The organism is Pseudonocardia sulfidoxydans NBRC 16205, assembly GCF_007989085.1.
Classification (GTDB): Bacteria; Actinomycetota; Actinomycetes; order Mycobacteriales; family Pseudonocardiaceae; genus Pseudonocardia; species Pseudonocardia sulfidoxydans.
This window is the reverse complement of sequence record NZ_BJVJ01000098.1, coordinates 1-18,967: the sequence shown is the minus strand read 5'-3', so window position 1 is coordinate 18,967 and position 18,967 is coordinate 1. Positions and strand designations below refer to the sequence as shown.

Annotated in this window: 21 protein-coding genes; 4 read left to right on the top strand and 17 right to left on the bottom strand. The window is 73.4% G+C overall.

The window, feature by feature from the left end; all coding sequences use genetic code 11:
• Nucleotides 1-136: 136 nt before the first annotated feature.
• From PSU4_RS27795 to PSU4_RS27775, 5 genes are all read right to left on the bottom strand, one after another.
• A complete protein-coding gene (locus PSU4_RS27795) occupies nt 137-385 on the bottom strand; it encodes a hypothetical protein (RefSeq protein WP_147114887.1) in 249 nt (82 codons plus the stop codon).
• A 31-nt stretch (nt 386-416) separates the two neighbouring features.
• Nucleotides 417-677: a hypothetical protein gene (locus PSU4_RS27790; RefSeq protein ID WP_147114884.1), complete on the bottom strand. Its 261-nt coding sequence runs from the start codon at nt 675-677 to the stop codon at nt 417-419.
• A gap of 143 nt (nt 678-820) precedes the next feature.
• On the bottom strand, nt 821-1,450 hold the full coding sequence (locus PSU4_RS27785) for a DUF5134 domain-containing protein (protein WP_147114881.1): 630 nt from the start codon (nt 1,448-1,450) through the stop codon (nt 821-823).
• Between the two features lie 131 nt (nt 1,451-1,581).
• Nucleotides 1,582-3,141, bottom strand: coding sequence for a multicopper oxidase family protein (locus PSU4_RS27780; RefSeq protein ID WP_147114877.1), 1,560 nt, complete (start codon nt 3,139-3,141; stop codon nt 1,582-1,584).
• Complete coding sequence (locus PSU4_RS27775; RefSeq protein WP_147114874.1) at nt 3,138-3,557, bottom strand: hypothetical protein; 420 nt, start codon at nt 3,555-3,557, stop codon at nt 3,138-3,140. Before PSU4_RS27775 ends, PSU4_RS27780 begins: the two co-directional genes overlap by 4 nt.
• 99 nt (nt 3,558-3,656) lie before the next feature.
• On the opposite strand from PSU4_RS27775, the gene PSU4_RS27770 reads away from it, so the two are divergent.
• Nucleotides 3,657-3,995 (top strand): PadR family transcriptional regulator, encoded by a 339-nt coding sequence (locus tag PSU4_RS27770; protein WP_147114871.1) that lies wholly within the window; start codon nt 3,657-3,659, stop codon nt 3,993-3,995.
• On the top strand, nt 3,977-4,648 hold the full coding sequence (locus tag PSU4_RS27765; RefSeq protein ID WP_147114868.1) for a permease prefix domain 1-containing protein: 672 nt from the start codon (nt 3,977-3,979) through the stop codon (nt 4,646-4,648). Before PSU4_RS27770 ends, PSU4_RS27765 begins: the two co-directional genes overlap by 19 nt.
• Before the next feature lie 45 nt (nt 4,649-4,693).
• Here PSU4_RS27765 and PSU4_RS27760 read toward each other — a convergent pair whose 3' ends face one another.
• Nucleotides 4,694-5,887, bottom strand: coding sequence for an LLM class flavin-dependent oxidoreductase (locus PSU4_RS27760; RefSeq protein WP_147114865.1), 1,194 nt, complete (start codon nt 5,885-5,887; stop codon nt 4,694-4,696).
• 33 nt (nt 5,888-5,920) lie between these two features.
• Complete coding sequence (locus PSU4_RS27755) at nt 5,921-6,991, bottom strand: helix-turn-helix domain-containing protein (protein WP_147114862.1); 1,071 nt, start codon at nt 6,989-6,991, stop codon at nt 5,921-5,923.
• A gap of 252 nt (nt 6,992-7,243) precedes the next feature.
• Between PSU4_RS27755 and PSU4_RS27750 the strand changes: the two genes are divergently transcribed.
• Complete coding sequence (locus PSU4_RS27750; protein ID WP_147114860.1) at nt 7,244-8,167, top strand: SDR family oxidoreductase; 924 nt, start codon at nt 7,244-7,246, stop codon at nt 8,165-8,167.
• On the opposite strand, the gene PSU4_RS27745 is transcribed toward PSU4_RS27750, so the two are convergent.
• From PSU4_RS27745 to PSU4_RS27710, 8 genes are all read right to left on the bottom strand, one after another.
• Nucleotides 8,151-8,564: a helix-turn-helix transcriptional regulator gene (locus PSU4_RS27745; RefSeq protein ID WP_186817223.1), complete on the bottom strand. Its 414-nt coding sequence runs from the start codon at nt 8,562-8,564 to the stop codon at nt 8,151-8,153. The two genes, PSU4_RS27750 and PSU4_RS27745, sit on opposite strands and share 17 nt — an antisense overlap.
• 159 nt (nt 8,565-8,723) lie before the next feature.
• Nucleotides 8,724-9,647, bottom strand: coding sequence for an ABC transporter substrate-binding protein (locus PSU4_RS27740; RefSeq protein WP_147114854.1), 924 nt, complete (start codon nt 9,645-9,647; stop codon nt 8,724-8,726).
• 29 nt (nt 9,648-9,676) lie between these two features.
• A complete protein-coding gene (locus tag PSU4_RS27735; RefSeq protein WP_147114852.1) occupies nt 9,677-10,393 on the bottom strand; it encodes an ABC transporter permease in 717 nt (238 codons plus the stop codon).
• The gene (locus PSU4_RS27730; RefSeq protein WP_147114849.1) at nt 10,390-11,052 is read right to left on the bottom strand and encodes an ABC transporter permease; all 663 of its coding nucleotides are present in this window, start codon (nt 11,050-11,052) and stop codon (nt 10,390-10,392) included. The genes PSU4_RS27735 and PSU4_RS27730 overlap by 4 nt, the downstream gene beginning before the upstream one ends.
• A gap of 11 nt (nt 11,053-11,063) precedes the next feature.
• Complete coding sequence (locus tag PSU4_RS27725; protein ID WP_147114846.1) at nt 11,064-12,191, bottom strand: ABC transporter ATP-binding protein; 1,128 nt, start codon at nt 12,189-12,191, stop codon at nt 11,064-11,066.
• A 156-nt stretch (nt 12,192-12,347) separates the two neighbouring features.
• Nucleotides 12,348-15,098 (bottom strand): putative bifunctional diguanylate cyclase/phosphodiesterase, encoded by a 2,751-nt coding sequence (locus tag PSU4_RS27720; protein WP_147114844.1) that lies wholly within the window; start codon nt 15,096-15,098, stop codon nt 12,348-12,350.
• A 222-nt stretch (nt 15,099-15,320) separates the two neighbouring features.
• The gene (locus PSU4_RS27715) at nt 15,321-16,484 is read right to left on the bottom strand and encodes an NAD(P)-dependent malic enzyme (RefSeq protein WP_147114841.1); all 1,164 of its coding nucleotides are present in this window, start codon (nt 16,482-16,484) and stop codon (nt 15,321-15,323) included.
• 214 nt (nt 16,485-16,698) lie between these two features.
• Nucleotides 16,699-17,481 (bottom strand): alpha/beta fold hydrolase, encoded by a 783-nt coding sequence (locus tag PSU4_RS27710; protein ID WP_147114839.1) that lies wholly within the window; start codon nt 17,479-17,481, stop codon nt 16,699-16,701.
• Nucleotides 17,482-17,602: 121 nt separating this feature from the next.
• Between PSU4_RS27710 and PSU4_RS27705 the strand changes: the two genes are divergently transcribed.
• On the top strand, nt 17,603-17,956 hold the full coding sequence (locus PSU4_RS27705) for a VOC family protein (RefSeq protein WP_147114836.1): 354 nt from the start codon (nt 17,603-17,605) through the stop codon (nt 17,954-17,956).
• Here the strand turns inward: PSU4_RS27705 and PSU4_RS27700 are convergent.
• Together PSU4_RS27700 and PSU4_RS27690 are read right to left on the bottom strand one after the other, a co-directional pair.
• Nucleotides 17,941-18,276 (bottom strand): putative quinol monooxygenase, encoded by a 336-nt coding sequence (locus tag PSU4_RS27700; RefSeq protein WP_186817222.1) that lies wholly within the window; start codon nt 18,274-18,276, stop codon nt 17,941-17,943. The genes PSU4_RS27705 and PSU4_RS27700 overlap by 16 nt on opposite strands.
• A gap of 238 nt (nt 18,277-18,514) precedes the next feature.
• A complete protein-coding gene (locus PSU4_RS27690; RefSeq protein ID WP_281290747.1) occupies nt 18,515-18,799 on the bottom strand; it encodes a S26 family signal peptidase in 285 nt (94 codons plus the stop codon).
• Nucleotides 18,800-18,967 lie beyond the last annotated feature (168 nt).

Sequence of the window (18,967 nt, the reverse complement as noted above, 5' to 3'; positions counted from 1 at the left end):
CGGGCGCGCCCGTCGTCGCCGCCGCCGTCCGCGCGCCCGTCGTCGCCGCCGCCGTCCGCGCGCCCATCGTCGCCGCCGCCGTGCGCGCGCCGTCATCGTCGCCGCCCCGCGGGGGTCGGACGCAGGCCGTCATCGGCTACAGCCGCGCGTCGAGGTCGCCGACGGCCTGCAGCGCGCCGGCGACGTGGTCGTGGCAGCGGTCGATCTCGTCGGCGGCCCGGGTCAACGCCACGGGCACCAACGACTCCGGGTGCTGGCGGCTGAGGTCGGCGAGGATGCGGACGGCCTCGGCGACCCCGTCGCCCGCGCGGCGGACCAGCTCGGCGGCCGCCCGGGTCTGGTCGGCCACCTCGGCGACGACGGCCTTCACCTCGGCGAGCGACACGTCCCGCTCCCCTGCTCCCGGGTCCCGGCCCTCACAGCCGGGCCGCGACGCCCTCGGACTCCTGGATCGCCGAGGCGACGGCCTGCTGCACCTCGGAGATGCTGCGGGCGGCCTCGGCGTAGGCGGCGTTGGCGGAGTCGACGTCGGACTGGCTGCTGCCCGCGGTGACCTGCTGCAGCGCCGACTGGGCCTGCTCGATGCTCGACTGCGCCTGCTGCAGCGCCCCGAGGCTCTCGGAGGCCTTGTCGTTGGCCAGTGCGATCCCGGCCCGGACCTCTTCGATGCTCGCCATGGCGGGTGTGCCTCGCTTCCGCTCGTTCCACCGCGCGGTCGGGGTCCGCCGGTGCAGGCGTGAAATCTAGCGGCCCGCCGCGGCCGTACCCGTCCGGGTCATCCCCTTGCGATGCTACGTGTCCGGGTGCTCGCGGGCAGGTTCTACAGCATCCCGAGACACATCACGGTCATGGCCCCGGCCATCGCGATGTGGGCGCCGGTGGCGGTGCGCGCGGACCGCAGCCGGGCGAGGCGGCCGACCTCGGGCGTCGCGTCGAGCGACCGGGTGGCGACCGGCGGCGCGACGGTGGCGAACAGGCCCTCGGCGGCCGGTTCGCACGCGCAGTCGGCGTCGCCGCGGGCCGCGGCGACGAGCCGGTCGCCGCAGCGCAGGGCGTGCCACGCGAAGAAGCCGGCGAGGGCGAGCGCCGCGACCGACAGCAGGCCGATCCCGCCGTGCCCGCCGTGGCCGCCCGCCGCGTCGTGGCCGCCCATGGTGAGCATGAAGACCATCGCGACGGCGCAGACGACGTGGTAGCCGGCGTCTCGGGTGCCGAGCCCGGCCCGGACGGCCAGGGCGGCGAACCACAGCCCGGTCGCCGCGAACACGACGAGCCAGACGGCGTCGGGCACCGGGTCGCCCAGCGGCGAGTACATGGCGGCCATGCCGACGCCCATCGCGGCGTGCGACGCCTCCCCGACCCGGTCGCCGCGCATGAGCAGCAGCCGCGCCAGGTGCAGGACGCCGAGGCCCAGACAGCCGACGGCGAGGATCACGTGCACCCACTCCATTCGCGGGAACCTCCTCACCCGTCCAGACCTGCGTCGCCCAGAACGGTAAGGGACCGTCACGCTCCGAATCCATACGGTGAGGGGGTAGTGACTTCGCGGCCCGGACGTGCAGTGACGTCGCCCGGCCGCGGTCAGACGGTACGGATCGTCGCCATCATCGCCATGTCCTCGTGCTCCAGGTTGTGGCAGTGGAAGACGTAGCGGCCCGTGTACCGCGTGAACCGCACGGCGACGTCGACGATCTCGGCGGGGAGCACGTCGACGGTGTCCTTCCAGCCGGCGTCGCTCGGGCGCGGCCTCCCGCCGCCGCGGGCGAGCACCTGGAAGTGGTCGAGGTGCACGTGCACGGGGTGGTGGACGTCGGTCCGGAAGCGCCACGTCTCGACCTGGCCGAGCGGGACGTCGGCGATCGAGGTCTGCGGGTCGAAGGCGAGGTCGTTGATGGTCCAGCCGCGGTGGCCCGGCCCGACGGCGCCGCGGCGGAACACGAACTCGCGTACCACCGGCCCGGGCACGAGGGGGGCGACGTCGTCGGCGAGCCGGTCGGGGACGCGGCTGTCGTCGCGGGCGACGCGCACGACGCGGAACCGCATGACGTCGTTGCCCAGGGTGTCGACCATGGTGACGTCGGCGCCGACGGGGACGGCCGCGAAGTCGACGACGACGTCGACGCGCTCCCCCGGGGCCATCGCGATGCTGTCGAGCCGCTGGGGCGCGGCGAGCAGGCCGCCGTCGGAGCCGATCTGGGTGAACGGCAGGTCCGGTGCGCCGGGGACGCGCAGGGCGAGGACGAAGCGGCGGGCGTTGGCGACGTTGACGATCCGCAGCCGATACCGGGCGGCGTCGACGTCGTGGACGGGCCAGGGCGCGCCGTTGACGAGGACGACGTCGCCCAGCACGCCGGGCATCCAGCGGTCCTCGACGCCGGGCACGGTGCGCAGGGTCCGGTCGATCGACGGGTAGGCGAACGACCCGTCGGCGGCGAAGGCGCGGTCGCAGATCATCAGGGGCAGCTCGCGGTCGCCCGCGGGCAGGCCGAGCGCGTCCTCGGCGTCATCCCGGACGATGTGCAGCCCCGCGAGACCGCGGTGGACCGACGGACCGGTGAAGTCCATGCGGTGGTCGTGGTACCAGAGCGTCGCGGCGCGCTGGGTCATCGGGTAGCGGTGCTCGCGTACGCCCGCGGCGAGGTCCCCGACCATGGTCGTGCCGTTGTGGGGGTGGGCCCAGTTCGAGTTGTCGCCGACGGGGAGCACCAGGTCGAGGGGCCAGCCGTCGGAGTCGGCGGGGGTGTGGCCGCCGTGCAGGTGCGCGACGGTCGGCACGGGCAGCCGGTTGGTGTGGCGCACCACGACCGGTCGGCCCGACCGGGTCTCGAACGTCGGTCCGGGGAAGGTCCCGTCGTAGCCCCAGATCGTGGTGCGCAGCCCGGGGAGGATCTCGACGTCGGCGGCGCGTTGGGTGATCTCGTAGAGGTCGGTACCATCGAGGGTGCCGGTGGGCTCGGCGACGGCGGGGATCGGCAGCGGGACCCGGTACGGCGGAGGCAGGGGGACGGCGCTGCGCAGGGTCTCGCCGGTCTGGCCGGCGGGGGTGTCGAGGCCGAGGACGCCGCAACCGGTCAGCCCGGCGACGGTGGCGGCCCCGCCGAGCGCCCCCAGGAAGCCGCGACGCGACATGCGGGGGGTCATGCCCGGCTCCGGCGCGGGGACGCCGCCGACGGCAGCCACGCCCAGACCGCGAGCAGCACCGACACCACGACGATCGCCACCCCGACAGGGATGTGCAGCTGCAGCTCGTGGGCGTAGCCGACGCCGATCTGGAAGCCCTCGACGAGGAACAGCACGACGGCGACGGGCAGCACCCACAGGCGGCCGCGCCCGGCGGCGACGTAGGCGATCGCCACCCCGATCGCGACCAGGGTCAGCATGGCGACGGCCGAGCCGGCGATGCCGTGCACCTCGATCGCGGCGACGTCGCCGGAGAGGAACAACCCGGCGAGGACCGGTTGGCAGAGCACCGCGAGCAGGTGCACCGTGACGATCCCGCGCAGGAGCCAGAGGGAGACCCGAGGGCTCCGCGGCGGGGCGGGCGTTGCGCTTTCCACGAACCGGACGCTATAGGTTGGCTGTCTACTCATACATCAGGGATTTCCCTGATCCTGGACGCACCGTCCCCGAGCATGTCGTGCGTAGACTCCCTACACGTGAGACCCGACAGCGTGCGCGGCCACCTCGACGGCCTGATCCTCGCCGTACTGGAGTCCGGTCCGCTGCACGGCTACGCGATCATCGAGGCCCTGCAGGCCCGCAGCGGCGGCGCGCTCGACCTGCCCACCGGCACCGTCTACCCCGCGCTGCGCCGCCTCGAGCGGGCCGGGCACCTGGCCGGGGCGTGGAGCACCGTCGGCGGGCGCGAACGTCGCACCTACCGGCTCACCCGTGCCGGCAAGCACGCACTGGCCGCGCAGCGCGGCGAGTGGGAGGAGTTCCGCGACGTCGTGAACCGGGTCCTGGGAGGTGGGTCGTGGCCGGCGACGGGCTGACCGTTCCCGCCCGCCCGGGCGCCGACCCGATCGAGGCGCACGTCAGGGCGCTCCGCGACGCACTGCACGGCCCCCGCCGGGTGCGCGCGAGCCTGCTCGCCGAGGCCCGCGACGGCCTGGAGGACGCCGCGCAGGCGCTGTGCGACGACGGCGTCGACGCCGCGGAGGCCCGCAGCCGGGCGGTCGCGGAGTTCGGCCCGGTCCGCGAGGTCGCCGACGGCTACCAGGACGAGCTCGCGGCGGCACAGTGCCGGCGGACCGCGACGCTGATGGCGGTCGCGTTCCCCGCGCTGCTCCTGTCGTGGAACCTGCTGTGGTCGGCCGTCTCCGGTCCCGCGGCGCCGTCGACACCGACGTTCTCGTTCCTGTCCCGGCTGGAGGACGCCACCAGCCTGGTGGCGGGCCTCGTCGCGCTCGCCGCCCTGGTCGCGCTGCGCCGCGGTTCCCCGCGGCGGGTGCTGTTCGCGGTCACCGCCCTCGGGGTGCTCACCCCGGTCGTCTGCGTCGGCGCCGCGCTCGGCATGGCGGTGCTGGGACCGCACGGAGGGGACGCCCACGTCGCCGGCTACGTCGTGACGGCCGCGGTGCTGGTGGCGCTGGTCCGCTCGGTCGCCAGGGCGCACCGGATGCTGGCCCACACCCGACCCCTGTGAGTGGCAATAGTCGCTATCGCGACTATTGCCACTCACGAGCGCTGATCAGGCCTGACCCGCCGCTTCCTTCTCCGCCTGGTACTTGTCGGCCCACGCCTGGATCGCGGCACCGTTCTTCGCATCGAGCTCGCCGTGGCGGCTGCGCGCCCACTCCTCGGCGGCGAGCAGGCGCCGCTGCGACGGCTGGAACGCCGGGATCACATGGCGCGCGAACAGCTCGTAGTGACGCTGCGTCGCCTCCCAGTTCGCCCAGTCGTGCTGCATCATCATGAAGCAGCCGAACCCGCCGTTGGACTGGTCCATCAGCCGCTGGATCTGGGTGACCGCCTCGTCGGGGGTACCGATCACGCCGAGTCCCGTCTCGTTGATCCAGGCCACCCGCTCCTCGAAGGTGTCGCCCTCCGCCCGGAACGTCGGCAGCGCGAGGGTGCGCTGGGTGTAGTCGCAGAACCGGTCGAAGCCGTAGCGGACGTCCTCGATCGCCTGCTGCTTCGTCTCCGCGATGTGCATCGGCCCGACGAGGCGCCACCGCGACCGGTCGGTGGCGCGGCCGTGCTTCGCCGCCTCCGCCTCGACGACGTCCCAGTGGTGGGCGAGCACGTCGAAACCCTCGCGCGTGGTCGCCCCGATGGACAGCAGCGAGAGCCCGTGCGTGCCCGCGAGGATCGGGCCCGCCGGCGAGGCGGTCGCGGCCACCGCGATCTCGAAGCACGGGTCGGAGTACGGCGCGAGCTGCGTGCGGGCCTCGACGACGGAGTACCGGTCGGTGCGACGGGTGACGCGCTCGTCGGTGCGCAGCAGCCGCAGCAGGACGTCGAGGTCCTCCCCCAGCGCCGGGCGCAGCTGCGCCGGTTCCAGACCGATCATCGCCGCGTCGGTGGGCAGCGAACCGGGGCCGACGCCGAGCATCAGCCTGCCGCGCAACAGGTGATCGACCAGGATCGCGCGGTCGGCGATCCACAGTGGATTGTGATAGGGCAGCGAGACGACGCCCGTCCCCAGCTTGATGTGGCGGGTCAGCGCACCGACGTGGGAGATGAACGTCAGCGGGTCGGCGATGATCTCGGTGCCGGCGCTGTGGTGCTCACCGATCCACGCCTCGTCGTAGCCGAGGCGGTCGAGCAGCTGGATGGTCTCGACGTCGCGCTGCAGCGACGTCGTCGCGTTCTGGGTGGGCGGGCTGTTGAACGGGGGCATGAAGATCCCGAACCGCAGCTTGTTGACGGGGTTCTCGGGCACGGCTGTCCTCACTCTCGTTGCGGTGGGGGACGTTCAGAGCGGCCGGTGCGCGCCCTGTGTGGGCGCGGCGGTGAGCCGGTAGCGGCGGAGCTTGGCGTAGAGGGTTCCGCGCGAGATGCCGAGCCGGGACGCGGCCGCAGCCTTGTTCCCGCCGCACTCCGCGAGCACTCCGGCGACGACCTCCGCCTCCGCGTGTTCGAGCAGCCCGAGACCGGCGAGCGGGTCGTGCCCACCGACCGGTGCGACGGCCGCCGGGTCGGGGCGCAGGGTCAGGACGACGCCGTCCGTGGTCGTGCCCGGGGTCAGCGGCCAGACCTGTGCGCGCAGCCCGTCGGCGACGTCGATGTCCTCCCCCGGGCCCGCCTCGGTGACCAGCGCCCACAGCTCGGCGTGGTCGAGACCGACACCCCCGGTGCTGTCGGCGGCCAGCAGGGTCGAGGCGTCGAGGGCGACGACGGGCGCGGTCGTGCGCGAACGCGCGGTGCGGAAGGCCTCGAGCAGCCGGCGTTCCGGCACGGTCGCGTCGGCGCGCAACGCCTGCACGACGCCCTGCACCATCGCCGACGCGGCCAGAGTCAGGAACCCGCTGGCGTCGCGCGCCCGGCAGGTGACGTTGACGGCGCCGCACACCTTCCGCGTCACCGGGTGCACGACGGGCGCGGCGACGCAGGCCCAGCGGTGGAACGCCTCGACGTAGTGGTCGGCGCCGAGCACGACCGCGGCGCCGCCGCTCTCCAGCGCCGTGCCGATCCCGTTCGTGCCGATGGCCTCCTCGGCGAACATGCCGCCGCGGACGACGCCGACGTCGTCGAGCTCACCGGCGATGGCGGCGTCGGACACCCAGCGCCAGACGACGGTGCCGCGCGGGTCGGCCAGGGCCAGGCAGCTCGACGTGCCCGTGAGCTGGTCGGCGAGCGCGTGCATCACCGGCGCCGCGACCCGCACGAACGGGGTGTCGGCGTCGACGGTGACCTGCGGGATGTCGGTGTGCGCGGGGTCGACTCCGCTCCACCGCGACCGCCGCCAGGAGTCGAGCAGGCCGGAGTCGACGCCGCCGGGTTCGGCACCGGACAGGAACGTCTCCCACTCCCGTCGCCTGTCCATCGCACCCCCACCGGCCGTGCCGGGTCCGGTCGTCGCTGACCGGCGGAGTCCCGCACCGCCTCGCCTCCAGTATGCGAAGTCACAGGGCCGGAGGATCTGTTCAATTCCTGGACGTTCGCCCAGGCCCGGCCTGGACGTTCGCGCAGGCCGGGCCTCGTGAGCGGCAATAGTCGCGATAGCGACTATTGCCGCTCACAGGTGCTCTGGGCTTCCCTGACAGGTTCCGTCAGGGGAAGGCGCGAAGCTGGCGCCATGACGACACCAGAACGCCCCCTCGCCGGCCGTGTCGCCCTCGTCGCCGGCGCCACCCGCGGAGCCGGGCGCGGCATCGCCGTCGAGCTCGGCGCCGCCGGGGCGACCGTCTACGTCACCGGACGCAGCCGCCGCGGCGCGCCCTCGGAGTACGGGCGCGCCGAGACGATCGAGGACACCGCCGACCTCGTCGCCACCGCCGGCGGCACCGGCATCGCCGTCCCCACCGACCACCTCGTCCCGGAACAGGTCCGCGCGCTCGTCGAGCGCATCGACGCCGAACAGGGCCGACTCGACGTCCTCGTCAACGACATCTTCGGCGGCGACCCGCTCACTGAGTGGGACACCCCCGTCTGGGAGCACTCGCTCGACAACGGCCTGCACCTGCTGCACCTGGCGATCGACACCCACATCGTCACCGCGCACTTCGCGCTCGCGCTCATGATCCGCAACCCGGGCGGGCTCGTCGTGGAGATGACCGACGGCACCGCCGACTACAACGCCGACAACTACCGGCTCAACCTCTACTACGACCTGGCCAAGGTCGCGCCCATCCGGCTGGCCCGCAGCTGGGCCCACGAGCTGCGCGACCACGGCGCCACGTCTGTCGCGGTCACGCCGGGCTGGCTGCGCTCGGAGGGCATGCTCGACCACTTCGGCGTCACCGAGGACACCTGGCGCGACGCGTGCGAGGCCGAACCGCACTTCGCGATCTCCGAGACGCCGCGCTTCGTCGGGCGGGCCGTCGCCGCGCTCGCCGCCGACGACGACCGGCGCCGCTGGAACGGGCAGTCACTGTCGTCGGGCGGGCTCGCGAAGGAGTACGGCGTCACCGACCTCGACGGATCGGCCCCCGACGCGTGGCGCTACGTCGTCGAGGTGCAGGACGCCGGGAAACCGGCCGACGTCACCGGGTACCGCTGAACCGCCCGTTCGACGCCCCGGCGTGCGCGTGCTGCGCCCCGAGCGCCGGGGCGACCGGGCCGCCGATCCCGGTCACCTTCGCGTAGCGGTCCAGGAACACGTGCAGGGCCTCGTCGACGTGCTGCAGGCCCCGGGCCTGCGCGTCGAGACAGGCCAGGCCCTCCGAGGTGATGTGGTAGATCCGCCGCGCCGGGCCGACCTCGGAGGACTCCCACTGCGACCGGACCAGCCCGCGTTTCTCCAGGCCGCGCAACGCCCGGTACACCCCGCCCGCGTCGCCGTCGCCGTCGTGCATCGGGCGCAGCCTCGCCGCCAGCTCGTAGCCGTGGTCGGGCTGCTCGCGCAGGAGCAGCAGCAGGCACGGCTGCAGGAAGTTCCGCGGTTCGAGCTCGGCCAACGGTGGCCCCCAAGGTCGACGTTGCGAACTCCTGGCGTCGCGCATACTCCCATCAGGTGAGTGGAATCACAACCCAGCGCGAAGGGCGCGGCCGAGGGGCGCCGGGCACGCGGCCGGGGCCCGTCCGCGGCTCGCGGCCGGGCCCCGGTCGGGTGTCGGTCAGAAACCGTTCTTCGACAGCCAGTTCTTCGCGACGGTCTGCAGCGACGGCTTGGCGTCGGAGGAGGCCTCCGCGTTGAGCTCGGTCAGACCCTCGGTGGTGAGCTTCGCCGAGATCTGGTTGAGCACGTCGAGCGTGGCGCCCGTGGCCTTGGCCTTGGTGATCAGCGGGACGACGTTCTGCGCCGCGAAGTTGTCCTTCGGGTCGGCCAGCACGACGAAGTTGTTCGTGACGATCGAGGCGTCGGTGGTGAAGATGTCGGCGGCCTGGATGTCGCCGTTCTTCAGCGCGGCAACGGTGAGCGGCCCGCCGGCGTCGAGCGCCTTGTACTCCTTGAACGTGCAGTTGTAGGTCTTCTGGATGCCCGGGATGCCGTCGGGACGGGTCTGGAACTCGGGCGGGCCACCGAACACGAGTTCGCCACAGTTCGCGGCGAGGTCCTCGATGGACTTCGCGTTGTACTTCGCGGCCGTCTCCTGGGTGACGACGACGGCGTCCTTGTCCTCGGCCGCCGACTTGTCGAGCACCGTCAGGTTCGGCGGCAGCGCGCCCTTGAGAGCGTTGTAGACCGCGTCGGGTTCGGTCTCGGTGGCGTTCTTGTTGATGTACTGCAGCAGCGTCCCCGTGTACTCGGGGATGAGGTCGATCGAGCCCTCCTGGATCGCCGGGTAGTAGGTCTCGCGGCTGCCGATCGGCGGCCGCAGGTCGACCTTCACACCCTTGGCCTCCAGTGCCTGGGCGTAGATGTTGGCGATGATCTGGCTCTCGGTGAAGTTGGCCGACCCGATGACGACGGTGTCGCCCGAGGCCGCGCCCCCGGAGCCACCGTTCTGCAACGGGTCGCTGCCGCCTCCGCCGCAGGCGGCGAGCGCCAGCGCTGCGGTGGCGACCACCGCGATCCGGGCGATCAGACTGCGCTTCATGGTTGTTCCTCCGGCGGTTCGGTCGGGGCTCAGGCCGCCTGGGCGGCCGTGTCGGTGGAGCGGGTGGCGAGGGCGCGCACCCGGCGGGTCGTCCCCCCGGTCTGCAGACCGGGCGAGACGAGGAGCTTCTGCAAGCCGGCGAGCACCAGGTCGGCGACGACGGCGAGCAGGGCGACGAGGATGGATCCGGCGATCATCTGCGGGAAGTCTCGCGTGGACAGCCCGTCGATGATGTAGCGGCCCAGGCCGTTGAGGCCGACGTAGGCGGCGATCGTGGCCGTCGAGATGACCTGCAGGACCGAGCTGCGGACACCGCCGGTGATCAGGGGCAGCGCGTTGGGCAGCTCGACGCCGAACAGGATCTCGCGCCCGCGCATGCCCATGCCGCGCGCCGCGTCGACCACCGAGGCGTCGACGTTGCGCACGCCGGCGTAGGTGCCGGCGAGCACGGGCGGGACGGCGAGCAGGACGAGCGCGATGAGCGGTCCGACGATGCCGAGACCGATCCACTGCACGAGCAGGATGAGGACGCCGAGCGTGGGCAGGGCGCGCAGCCCGTTGGCCGAGCCGACGACCAGGAAGCCGCCCTTGCCGGTGTGCCCGATCCAGGCACCCAGCGGCACGGCGATGACGATCGCGATGAGCATCGTGAGCGCGGTGTAGCCGATGTGCTCGACGAGCCGTTGCGGGATCGACCCGGCACCCGACCAGTGCGCCGGGTCGAACAGCCATCCGAGGAAGTTCACGCCGTCGCCCCCTGCGCCACCGCGCGCGCGGCCCGGTCCCACGGTGTGAGCAGCCGGCCGATGAGCAGCAGGATCCCGTCGACGACGAGCGCCAGCACGACGACCAGCACGATGCCGGCGACGACCTCCGCGGTGATGCTGCGCTGGAAGCCGTCGGTGAACATCTGCCCGAGCCCGCCGAAACCGATGACGGACCCGACCGTCACGAGGCTGATCGACGACACCGCCGCCACCCGGACGCCGGCCAGGATCACCGGCACGGAGATGGGCAGCTCGGCGGCGACGAACCTGCGGAACGGCTTGAAGCCCATCGCGGTGGCCGCGTCGACGACCAGCGGCGGGACGGCCTCCAGCGCGTCGGCGACCGTGCGCACCAGCAGCGCGACCGTGTAGACGGACAGCGCCACGATCACGTTGACCGGGTCGAGGATGCCCGTACCGAGGATGGCCGGCAGGAACACGAACAGCGCCAGCGACGGGATCGTGTACAGCAGCCCCGCCAGGTTGACGACGACGGCGCGCCCGAACCCGGCCCGGTTGGCCAGCCACCCCAGCGGGACCGCGATGACGAGCCCGATGACCACCGGCACCAGCGAGAACACGATGTGGTCGGTCAGGAGGCTCGCGATGAACCCGAGGTTCTCGATCACCCAGTTCACGACGGGCCGCCTCAGCCGACCCGGTCGGTCACGTCGGCGCCCCGGACGGTGTCGGCCCCCGGGACACCGTCGGCCTCGCGCGAGTCGGCCAGGCCGCGGAGCACGTCGTCGGCGCCGATGGAGCCCAGGACCCGGCCGTCGCCGTCGACGGCGACACCGCGCCCCGACGGCGAGGAGAGGGCGGCGTCGAGCGCCGCCCGCAGTGAGCCCGCGCCCGCGTCGTACAAGGAACCGCCGGGGACCAGGGCGTCCTCGGAGACGGTGCCGGTGCCGCGCGCGACCCAGCCGAGCGGGCGGCGCTCGCCGTCGACGACGACCGCCCAGCCGTCGGTGGGCATCCGGTCGCCCACCGCGACGACCGGCAGATCGCCGATGGGCAGCCCGTCCGACGACAGGAAGCCCAGGCCGCGGTAGCCACGGTCGCGGCCGACGAAGGAGTCGACGAAGTCGTCGGCCGGGCGGGACAGCAGCACGCCCGGCTCGTCGTACTGGGCGAGCTTGCCGCCGGTGCGGAACACCGCGACCTTGTCGCCCAGCTTGATCGCCTCGTCGATGTCGTGGGTGACGAAGACGATCGTCTTGCCCAGTTCGCCCTGCAGCCGCAGCAGCTCGTCCTGCAGCGTCTCGCGCACGATGGGGTCGACCGCGCTGAACGGCTCGTCCATCAGCAGCACCGGCGGGTCCGCGGCGAGGGCCCGGGCGACGCCGACGCGCTGCTGCTGACCGCCCGACAGCTGCGCCGGGTAGCGCTTGGCCATCTCGGCGGCGAGACCGACGGTGTCCATGAGCTCGGCCGCCCGCTCGCGGGCCTGCTTCTTGTTCCAGCCCAACAGCAACGGGACCGTCGCGATGTTGTCGAGGATCGTGCGGTGCGGGAACAGGCCGGCCTGCTGGATGACGTAGCCGATGCCGCGACGCAGCTCGGCCGCGTCGCGCGACATGATGTCCTTGCCCTCCACCGAGATCGTGCCGCCGGTGGGCTCGATCATGCGGTTGATCATCCGCAGCGAGGTGGTCTTTCCGCAGCCGGACGGCCCGACGAACACAGTGATACGACCGGACTCGACGACGAGGTCGAGATCGTCCACTGCGACGGTGCCGTCCGGGAAGCGCTTCGTCACGCCCCGGAACTCGATCATCCGGGTACCCCCGTCGTCGCCGACGGCCTCTTGTCGGCCACCGCAGTTCCGCGAATCTAGCCCGGCGCACCGACAGTCGCGACCGATGTGACCGGACCGCGACCCTTCCGACGGGCCGCCGGCCGCGCCGTCCGCACGCCCCCGGTGACTGTCCGGTCAGGCCACGTCGGTCGAGCGGGGCACCCGCAGCCGGCCCGCGCGCAGCACGTCGCGCATCGCCTCCGCACCCAGCGGACGGGCGAACAACCACCCCTGGAACGCATCGACCCCGATGGCGCGCAACGCCTCGAACTGCTCCGGCGTCTCGACGCCCTCGGCGACCGTGCTGCGCCCCATGGCCCGCGCCATGTCGACGACGGCGCGGGCGACGGCGTGGTCGACCGGGTCGTCGGCGATGCCCGTCACGAACGCGCGGTCGACCTTGACCGTCTGGGCAGGGAGCTCCTTGAGTCGCGCCAGCGACGAGTAGCCGGTGCCGAAGTCGTCGACGGCGAACCGGACGCCGCGCGCGACGAGGTCGGCCATGGCCGACAGGGCGTGCGGCGGCAGCGCGACCAGGCTCGTCTCCACCAGCTCGAGGATGAGCCGCGAGTGGTCGAGCCCCGTGTCGGCGAGGGTGGCGTTGACGACGTCGGCGAACTCCGGGTCCCCCGGCAGCAGGCCCGCCAGGTTCACCGCGACCGCGACCTCCGCCGGCGACGACCACGATGCGGCCTCCCGCGCCGCGGTGCGCAGCACCCACATGTCGAGCTCGCGCATCAGGCCGCCGCGCTGTGCCACCGGCAGGAACTCCCCCGGCGGGACCATGCCGCGCTCGGGGTGCGGCCAGCGGATCAGCGCCTCGGAGCTGCGGACGGTCCCGTCGGCGGCGACGACCGGCTGGTACTCCAGGACGAGCCGGTCGTCGGCGATCGCGGCGCGCAGCTCGGCCTCGACCACCAGCTGGCTCGTCGCCGAGCGCATCACGACGTCCGTGGCCACGCTCACCCCGCCGCGGGCGCGTTTCTTGGCCTCCTGCATGGCGACCTCGGCGAAGCGCAGCATGTCGGCGGCGCGCAGGCCGGGATCGGCCGTCGGCGTCGCCAGCCCGACCGACGCGGTGACCTCGACGGGCCGGCCCGCGACCGTCACCGACGTGCGCAGCAGCTCCGCGACGATGCGCCCCAACCGTTCCGGGCCGCCCGCCTCGGTGTGGTCGGAGCAGATGACGACGAACTCGTCGCCCGACAGCCGCGCCGCGGTGCAGCCGAACGGCAGCTCGCGCTGCAGCCGGCCCGCCAGGGTGACGAGCACGTCGTCGCCGGCGTCGTGGCCCAGCGAGGAGTTGACGCGGGCGAAGTCGTCGAGGTCGCCGCAGACGAGGACGACACCGTCGCGGGCCGGGCCGAGCAGCAGCCGGTCGACCGCGTCGAGCGCGGCGGCGCGGTTGAGCAGCCGGGTCAGCGGGTCGACGGTGCCCGCGCTGCGCAGCACCTCGGCGGCGCGGCGGCGGTCGTCGACGTCCTCGCACGTGACGAGGAACAGCGGGGCGCCGTCGTCGGCACGGGTGACGGTGACACCGACCCCGCACCAGACGCGGGTGCCGTCGGCGCGCAGCAGCGGCAACGCATCGATCCGGTAGCCGTTCCCCGCGCCCTCGGGGACGCGGCGCAGCCAGTCGGGCAGGCCGTCGGCCGACAGCGGCTCGGGCTCGGCCGACAGCGCGGCCGCGGAGACACCGCGCAGGTCCTCGGGTGCGGTGTCGAGGATCGCGCACACCGCGGGGTTGGCGTCGAGGACGCGGCCCGCGGCGTCGAGCAGCAGGACACCGGTGGGCAGCAGGGCCACGAGGTCGGCGAACCGGGCGCCCGCGGCGCGGTGCCGGTTCTCGGCGATGCGCTGGGCCGACAGGTCGCGCACCGTACCGACGAGCCGGACCGGGGTGCCGTCCTCGGCGCGTTCGACGACGGCGCGGCAGCCCAGCAGCCGCCCGCCGGGCAGGCGCAGGTCCACGTGATGGTCGCCCGCGCGGCTGCCGCCCCGCAGGCCCTGGCACAGCAGCGCGACCTGCTCGCCCTCGACGGGCCCGTCGGGACCGTCGGCGGCGACGCCGGCCGCGCGGTACAGGTCCTCCAGCGACTCGCTGCGGCGCAGCGTCGCCGACGCGAGCTCGTAGGTCCAGGTGCCGACCCGGGCCATCCGCTCCAGCTCCGCGATGCGCCGTGCGTCCGACACCGACCCCAGCTCCACGAACACGACCGCCTGCAGGTCCATCGCCAGGTCCCAGCGGACGACGCGGACACGCGCGAGCGTGCCGTCGGCGCGGATCAACCGGGCGTCGTCGTCGGTCCCGACGACGAGCCGGCGCAGCGGCATCCCGAGCGGACCGTGCTCGGTGTCGCCGTGCATGCGCCCGGCGAGCCGGGCGAACGCGGGGTTGACCCGCACGATCCGGTCGGACCGGTCGACCACCACCGCCGCGGCGGCGGGCAGCGGGAGCATGTCGGCCCCCGACCGGCCGAACGCGGTCTCGCGGACGCCCGGTGCCACCACCGGACGGGCGGACGCATCGGTGGCGAGCGAGGGACCCCCACGTCCGGCGTGGACGGTGCCGGGCGGCAGCGACGCGGGGCCGAACGACCGGTCGCGGCGCGGGTCGGTGACGGGCTCGGCCACGGCCGGGGCGGGCGCGACGGCCGCGATCGCGACGTCGTGCTCCTCGGCGTCGACGTCCTCGTCGGGGTGGCCGGGAGCCCGGTCGATCGCCCGCGCGAGGTTCTCCGCGAACCGCACCGCATCGGGGTCCGCGGGGCCGCGGACAGCCTGTCGCGACCGACGCAGGTCGGCCATCGCGACGGCCTCCGTGACCGGGACGTCGCCCCGGTTCTCGTCCCGCTCGTCGCGGGGACCACGTCCGAACTCGCTCACGGGCTTCCCCCACCAAGTGCGCCGACGGTGCACTGGGAACAACGAGGGACTCGTCCACTCGATGCGCCGACTTCACACGGACGGACTACGCCGCCCCGAGTGAGGTACGGGAGGAACACGCACAGGCTGTGATCGCGAGGGCCGACCGGTGGAATAACCCCAGGTGGGGGTCGTGAGCTCCTTCACGCTGCGTTGCGTAACCGGCCGGCCCCCCGATCGTGATCACCCGCGATCCGCGGCCTCCGCGACCGCCGCCGCGACAGCCGGCGCCACCCGCGGGTCGAACGGGCCGGGGACGATGCGGTCGAGTGCCAGGTCGTCGCGGGCGACCGCGAAGATCGCGTCGGCCGCGGCGAGCTTCATCGCCTCCGTGATCCGCCGCGCCCCGGCGTCGAGCGCCCCCCGGAACACACCGGGGAACGCGAGCACGTTGTTGATCTGGTTCGGGAAATCGCTGCGGCCCGTCGCCACGATCGGGGCGTACCGGCCCGCCACGTCCGGGTGCGCCTCCGGGTCCGGGTTGGACAGTGCGAACACCATCCCGCCCGGGTTCATCGCCGCCAGCAGCTCCTCGGGGAGCAGCGCGCCCGACAGCCCGACGAACACGTCGGCACCCGCCATCGCCTCGGCGATCCCACCGGTGACACCGCGCGGGTTGGTGATCGCGGCGAGCGCCGCCTTCTCACCCCCGCGGGCGGCGTCGACGATGCCGCGCGAGTCGAGCAGAACGACATCGCGCGCCCCGGCGGCCAACAGGATCCGCGAGCACGCGATACCCGCCGCGCCCGCCCCGGACACGACGAAACGCAACGACTGCAGATCGCGACCGGTGACCTCGCACGCCCCCCGCAACGCCGCGAGCAGCACGATCGCGGTGCCGTGCTGGTCGTCGTGCATGACCGGGCAGTCGAGGGCCTCGATCAGCCGGGCCTCCAACTCGAAACAGCGCGGCGCCGACACGTCCTCCAGGTTGACCGCACCGAAGCTCGGGCGCAGCCGCACCAACGTCTCCACGATCTCGTCCACATCGGTCGTGTCGAGGACCAGCGGGATCGAGTCGAGCCCGCCGAACGTCTTGAACAGCGCCGACTTCCCCTCCATCACCGGCAGCGCCGCGCGCGGGCCGATGTCGCCCAGGCCCAGGACAGCGGTCCCGTCGCTGACGACGGCGACGAGCCGGTCGGCCCAGGTGTGGGTGCGGGCGACCGCCGCGTCGGCGGCGATGGCCCGGCTGACCTCGGCGACACCGGGGCTGTAGGCGATCGCGAGGTCGCGCTGGTCGTGCAGGGCGGCGGTCAGCCCGGTGGACAGCTTGCCGCCGCGATGGGCGTCGAAGATCTCGTCACGGGTGGGGGCCGACAGGGCGCGCTCGGGCGCGGTGGTCATGACAGGAGTCCCTCGTCCTCGGGTGCGGTGGGTGTGCGCGAGAAGATCGCGCGTTCCGTACACCGGAGGTCGCGGGTGTTCGCCCCGCTCGCGGTGCCGGACTGCCCCACCTGCCGGTCACCGCGGATGTCGCGGTCACTGCCGGCCGTGGAGGCGGTCGGGTTCGGCCTCGGATGCTACCCGGACCAGGCGACGACAGGCAGCGTCGTGTTCGTCACCCCTGTCCCAGTGGGTGCCCGGCCAGGAAGTCGAGCACGACCGCCGCCGCGTCCTCCTCCTGCTCCTCGAAGTACGCGTGCCGTGCGCCCCCGATGCGGTGCACCCGCGCGTCCGGGATGCGCTCGGCCAGCAGATCACTGTTGGCGACGACGTTCAGCACGTCCTCGGTGCCGTGCACGCACAACGTCGGCGCGGTGATCGACGGCAGCCCCGCCCACGAGTCGTGGGCCTGGCTCGCCCGGTAGTGCTTCAGCGCGGCCCGCTGGGACGTCCCGGCGCGCCAGTCGTGGCACACCCCCTCGACGCGCAACCGGGCCCGCGCCCACCCCGGGTTGTGCAGGAACTCCGTCAGATCCCCACCCGCGCCGAGCCGCTCGTCCACGTGCCCGGGACGCGGAACCCCGTGCGCGTCACCGGGTGTCGTCGCGCCCAGCACCAGCGCGCCGACCCGGTCGGGATGGTCGATCGCGACCCACTGCGCGACACGCCCGCCCATCGAGAACCCGTACACGTGGGCCCGCTCGATCCCCAGTGCGTCGAGCACCGCGACCGCGTCGCCCGCGAACCCCCGCGTCGACCAGCCGTCCGCCGGCGTCTCGCTCTGCCCGGTGCCGCGGTAGTCGAACAGGACGACGCGGTGCCGCGCCGCGAGCAGACCGATCGTGCGGCCCCACATCAGATGGCTCGACCCCTGGCCGGGCAACAGGATCAGCGGATCGCCCACGCCCTGCTCCTCGGCGTACAGCCGGGTTCCGTCGGGGGTCAGGACCGTCGTCATGGCGCCCACCCTGCCTCCTCCCCATTCTTCTTCGACGCGAGGCGTGCGCCACACCCGCCTGCCCGGGCGAGGCCCCGGCCGGACAGGATGCGACCACCGCCCCGAGGAAGTGGAGACCCCCGTGTCCGAGAACCCCGCCCGCATCGGCAACGTCCTGCACCCCGTCGCCGACGTCAGCGCGGCCGTCGAGTTCTACGGCACCGTCTTCGGCTTCGCGACGAAGTTCGTCGACGGCGCGCGCTACGCCGCCCTCGACGCCGGCGGCACCACCCTCGCCCTGGCCTCCCCGGAGGAAGACGTCACCAACGGCGTCCCCGCCGCGTCGATCAAGGTCGCCGACGTCCCGTCCGCGCTCACGGCGCTGCTCGAAGCCGGCGGCACCGTCGTCCGCGCGCCCGAGGAAGGCCCCCACGAGATCCGCGCCGTCGCGCGTGACCCGTGGGGGAACACCGTCGTCGTCTACGCCTCGCGCTGATCCATCACGACCTCACCCATCGGGCCCCAGCCCTCGCCCGGAAGCTCCGTGAACACGATCTTCGGCTGCTCCGTCACCACCGACGGCAGCCAGCCGAAGAACCACTTCGCGTGCTCCGACGACACGTGCGCCTCCCCCGCCGCCTGGTCGACGTAGTTGGCCAGCACGGTGAACTCGTTGGCGCGCTCGACGCTCTCGTAACAGCTGAACACCAGGTTCCCGGGCTCCGCGCGCACCTGCTCCGAGTAGCGGACGATCCCGTCGAGGAAGTCGTCGCGCTTGTCGGGCCGGGCGTCGAGCCTGAAGACGATGAAGATCATGCGGGGCCTCCCGGGTCGGGTCCTCTTCGGAACGAAGGGTCTCACGGCACCCCGACACGATCCGAACATCGCATCCGGCAGCGGCTCGCCGTCGGACCAGGTGACCGTCTCGTCCGACGACGCCGAGGCCGTCACCGACGCCGGCAGACCAACCGCCGGCTCGCACTCGTCCACAGCCTCGTGACCCGCATGGGCGCGCAGATCACCGCCGCCCCCGCACCCGAAGGCGGGGCGTGCTTCACCGTCTCCTTCGCAACGTCCCCGGCTTCGGCCACATCCGCGCCGTGACCACCGCGTCGACCGTCGCCGGGCCCAGGGTGCGCGAGTCCGTCGACCCGAACGGGTTGTCCCCCTCCACCCACCAGCCCCCTGCTTCGGGCCGGACCGCACGCTTCACCGACAGCTGCCCCGGCCGCGACGCCCACCTCACGAGCACGACGTCGCCCACGCTCACCGGCGCACCGAACCGGACGACCACGACATCCCCGTCCGACAGCGCCGGTGACATCGACGGACCCCGCACCGCCACCCGCCGCCACCGACCCACGTCGCTCCGCCTTCCGCCGCCACACTGAACCCCGAGGGCACCGAGGGTAGGGTTGGCGACGCCAGAACGATCACCATGGACCCCACAATCTTGGGAGGACCTATGCGGCTGTCCCGCATCTTCCGCCCGCAGCTCGAGGCCACC

Coding starts and splice junctions, on each gene's coding strand:
- PSU4_RS27785 (WP_147114881.1), bottom strand. CDS start 1,450: ATGGAGTGGGTGCACGTGATCCTCGCCGTCGGCTGTCTGGGCCTCGGC.
- PSU4_RS27740 (WP_147114854.1), bottom strand. CDS start 9,647: ATGAAGCGCAGTCTGATCGCCCGGATCGCGGTGGTCGCCACCGCAGCG.
- PSU4_RS27725 (WP_147114846.1), bottom strand. CDS start 12,191: ATGATCGAGTTCCGGGGCGTGACGAAGCGCTTCCCGGACGGCACCGTC.
- PSU4_RS27715 (WP_147114841.1), bottom strand. CDS start 16,484: ATGACCACCGCGCCCGAGCGCGCCCTGTCGGCCCCCACCCGTGACGAG.
- PSU4_RS27700 (WP_186817222.1), bottom strand. CDS start 18,276: ATGATCTTCATCGTCTTCAGGCTCGACGCCCGGCCCGACAAGCGCGAC.
- PSU4_RS27780 (WP_147114877.1), bottom strand. CDS start 3,141: ATGACCCCCCGCATGTCGCGTCGCGGCTTCCTGGGGGCGCTCGGCGGG.
- PSU4_RS27790 (WP_147114884.1), bottom strand. CDS start 677: ATGGCGAGCATCGAAGAGGTCCGGGCCGGGATCGCACTGGCCAACGAC.
- PSU4_RS27710 (WP_147114839.1), bottom strand. CDS start 17,481: ATGACGACGGTCCTGACCCCCGACGGAACCCGGCTGTACGCCGAGGAG.
- PSU4_RS27755 (WP_147114862.1), bottom strand. CDS start 6,991: ATGGACAGGCGACGGGAGTGGGAGACGTTCCTGTCCGGTGCCGAACCC.
- PSU4_RS27750 (WP_147114860.1), top strand. CDS start 7,244: ATGACGACACCAGAACGCCCCCTCGCCGGCCGTGTCGCCCTCGTCGCC.